Genomic DNA, 3,038 nt, shown 5'->3' on the forward strand with positions numbered 1-3,038 from the left:
ACTTGTCCAGGTTCATCACCATCGACATCTGCGCCATCACGCGCACGACGCCACCCCCTCCCGGCCGGTCGGCCCGCGGCCGCCTGCTGCCCCTGACCCGGTCACGAGTACCGCACCTCCTGGCTCCGGCGCCGGATGACGGTCATCTCGTCGCGCTGGTTCCCCGTGGGACCGAGGTAGTTGAACGCGTACGACAGCTGCGCGTACCCGCCCGCGAGATGCGTCGGCTTGAGCAGGATGCGCGTGAGCGAGTTGTGGATGCCGCCGCGCAGGCCCGACGTCTCGGCGAGCGGGACGTCGATCGTGCGGTCCGTCGCGTGGAACATGTAGACCGTGCCCTCGGGCATGCGGTGGCTGACGATCGCGCGCGCCACCACGACGCCGTTGCGGTTGTACGCCTCGATCCACTCGTTGTCCGCGACGCCGATCTTCGCCGCGTCGGCCGGGCTCATCCAGATGCCCGGCCCGCCGCGCGAGAGCGACAGCATGAACAGGTTGTCCTGGTACTCGGAGTGGATCGACCACTTGTTGTGCGGTGTCAGGTACCGCACGGCGACCTCGGCGTGGCCGCTCGCCCCCGGGTAGCCCGACGGCGACGTGTCGCCCACGACCGGCGAGTCGCCGAAGAGCCGGTGCATGTCGAGCGGCGGGCGGAAGACCGGCAGGTGCTCGCCGAGCTCGATCATCCAGTCGTGGTCGAGGTAGAAGTGCTGCCGACCCGTGAGCGTGTGCCACGGCTTGAGCCGTTCCACGTTGACGACGAACGCCGAGTACCGACGGCCCCCGTGCTCGGAGCCGGACCACTCGGGCGAGGTGATGACCGGCGTCGGGCGCGACTGCACGTCCGGGAACGTGACCCGCTTGCCCTGCTCGTCGAGCGCGAGGTCCGCGAGCCGCGTGCCCGTGCGCTGCTCCACGTGCTCGAACCCCTGCACGGCGAGGCGGCCGTTCGTCGTCCCCGAGAGGGCGAGGATCATCTCGCACGCGTGCGTGTCGCGGTCGAGGCGCGGGCGGCCCGCGGCGGGTCCGTCCGGCACGAGCCCGTTGCGCCGGCCGAGGTCCGCAACCTCCGGCGCGGGCGAGAACTGCACGCCCTTCGTCACCATGCCGGCCTTCTCCGTGAGCGGGCCGAGCGCGGCCATGCGCGCCGCGAACGCCGGGTAGTCGCGCTCGACGACCACGAGCTTCGGCATCGTCACGCCCGGCACGAGGTCCCGCTCGGTGACCGGCTGCCCCGCGTCGGTGAGCGCGCCGTGCGGCACCGCCATCTCGTCCGGGGTGTCGTGCGCGAGCGGCGCGGCGACGAGGTCCTCCCGCACCCCGAGGTGCGTCACCGCGAGCTCGGACACCTTCCCCGCGAGCGTGTGGAAGATGTCGAAGTCGGTGCGCGTCTGCCAGGGCGGGTTGATCGCCGGGTTGAACGAGTGCACGAACGGGTGCATGTCCGTCGAGGACAGGTCGTGCTTCTCGTACCAGGTCGCGGCCGGCAGCACGACGTCCGAGAACAGCGTCGTCGACGTCATGCGGAAGTCGAGGGTCACGAGCAGGTCGAGCTTCCCCCGGGGCGCCTCGTCCCGCCACGTCATCGAGCGCGGGCGCCGCTCGGGGGCGGACTCCGCGGCGTTGACCGCCGCGTCCGTCCCCAGCAGGTGCCTCAGGAAGTACTCGTTCCCCTTGCCCGACGAGCCCAGGATGTTCGCGCGCCACACCGTGACGACGCGCGGGAAGTTCACCGGGTCGTCCGGGTCCTCGCACGCGAACCGGAGGGTCCCGGCCTTCAGCTCGTCGACGACGTGCTGCGCCGGCTCCTTGCCCGCCGCGCGGGCCTCGTCCACGAGGTCGAGCGGGTTGCGGTCGAACGTCGGGTAGCTCGGCATCCAGCCGCGCTGTGCCGACTCCACGAGCGTGTCCGCCGTCGTGCGGCCTGAGAACTGGCCCTGCGCGAGCGGCGACGCGAGCGCGTCCGCGGGCAGGCCGTCGTAGCGCCACTGGTCCGTCGCGAGGTACCAGAACGCGGTGCCGATCATCTGGCGCGGCGGTCGCGACCAGTCGAGACCGCCCGCGTACTGGGCCCACCCCGTCACGGGGCGGCACTTCTCCTGGCCCACGTAGTGCGCCCAGCCGCCGCCGTTCACGCCCTGGCAGCCGGTGAGCGTCGTCAGCGCGAGCATCGCCCGGTAGATCGTGTCCGAGTGGAACCAGTGGTTGGTCCCGGCGCCCATGATGATCATCGAGCGCCCGCCCGAGTCGAGCGCGTTCTGCGCGAACTCGCGCCCGATCCGCTCCGCCGCCGCGGCCGGGACACCCGTGAACCGCTCCTGCCAGGCCGGCGTCGCGGGCGTCGCGGGGTCGTCGTAGCCCGCGGGCCACTCGCCGGGCAGGGCGAGCTCCGGGCGGTTCACGCCGTACTGCGCGAGCAGCAGGTCGAGCACCGTCGTCACGAGCCGCCCGCCGACGCGCCGCGCCGGCACGCCGCGCACGACGACGCCCGCACCGCCCAGGTGCGCGCCCGCGTCGTCGCCCGGCGCCGGGTCGAGGTCGAACCGCGGCAGCCCGACGGCGACGGTCTCGTACGCCCCGGTGCCTGTCCCGCCGTCGGTCTGCGCGGCCGTCGGGTTCCGGAAGAAGACGCCGTGCGGGTCGGCGACGGACAGGAGAGGGTCGATGTCGCCGAGGTCGAGGTTCCACCGCCCGGCGTCGGCCTCGCCGTAGCGGTGACCGAGGCTGCCGTGCGGGACGCGCGGGGTGCCGTCCGCGTCGAGCACGACGGTCTTGAAGCGCGCGTTCGCCGAGCCCGCGTCGTCGTCGCCGGGGCGGCCGACGCCGTCGGGCAGGTCGGCCGCGGTGAGGAACTTCCCGGGCACGTACGCCGCGCCCGACCCCGAACCGTCGTCGTGCTCGTCGAGGACGACGAGGTGCGGGAGGTCGGTGAAACGCGCCGCGTACTCCGCGAACTGCGGGGTGCGGCGCTGCGCGTAGTGCTCGGTGAGGATGACGTGGCCCATGGCCTGGGCGAGGGCGCCGTCGGTGCCGGGGTG

General features: G+C 73.0%; 1 protein-coding gene. It reads right to left on the bottom strand.

Annotated elements, in window-relative coordinates:
* Positions 1-101: 101 nt before the first annotated feature.
* Positions 102-3,038 (bottom strand): molybdopterin-dependent oxidoreductase (locus GJV82_RS19035; RefSeq protein WP_155100304.1); only part of this gene is annotated, 2,937 nt, incomplete at its 5' end.

The organism is Cellulosimicrobium composti, assembly GCF_009711085.1.
Taxonomy (GTDB): Bacteria; Actinomycetota; Actinomycetes; order Actinomycetales; family Cellulomonadaceae; genus Cellulosimicrobium; species Cellulosimicrobium composti.